This window comes from Xanthobacter autotrophicus ATCC 700552 (assembly GCF_043194565.1).
Classification (GTDB): Bacteria; Pseudomonadota; Alphaproteobacteria; order Rhizobiales; family Xanthobacteraceae; genus Xanthobacter; species Xanthobacter autotrophicus_F.
In genome coordinates, this window is the sequence record NZ_JBAFVS010000087.1 from 1 (window position 1) to 466 (window position 466).

A 466-nucleotide genomic window follows, 5' to 3' on the forward strand; every position below is an offset into this window, starting at 1 on the left:
AGACCGGCACGATCTCGCGGGCGAACCGCCCGGAGGCCTGGGCCCGGCCGGCGCGCTGCTGGCTGCGCAGGGCGAAGGCGTCCTGGTCGGCACGCGAGACCTGGAAGTCGTCGGCCACGTTCTCCGCCGTCTCCGGCATGGAATCGACGCCGTGCATCGCCTTCATGGCCGGGTTCACGAACCGCCAGCCGATGGTGGTGTCCTCGATCTTCGCGGAGCGGGAGAAGGCGCTGTCGGCCTTGCCCATGACGAACGGCGCGCGGCTCATGCTCTCGACCCCGCCCGCGATCATCAGCCCGGTCTCGCCCGCCTTGATGGCGCGGGCGGCGGTGCCGATGGCGTCCATGCCCGAGCCGCACAGGCGGTTGACGGTGGAGCCCGGCACCTCCACCGGCAGCTTCGCCAGCAGCGCCGCCATGCGGGCGACGTTGCGGTTGTCCTCGCCGGCCTGGTTGGCGCAGCCGAG

At 72.5% G+C, this 466-nt stretch carries 1 protein-coding gene; it reads right to left on the reverse strand.

Annotation, left to right across the window (positions count from 1 at the left end; genetic code table 11):
• Positions 1–466: thiolase family protein (locus tag V5F48_RS25030; protein WP_394260655.1), on the reverse strand; the 466-nt coding region annotated here is incomplete at both ends.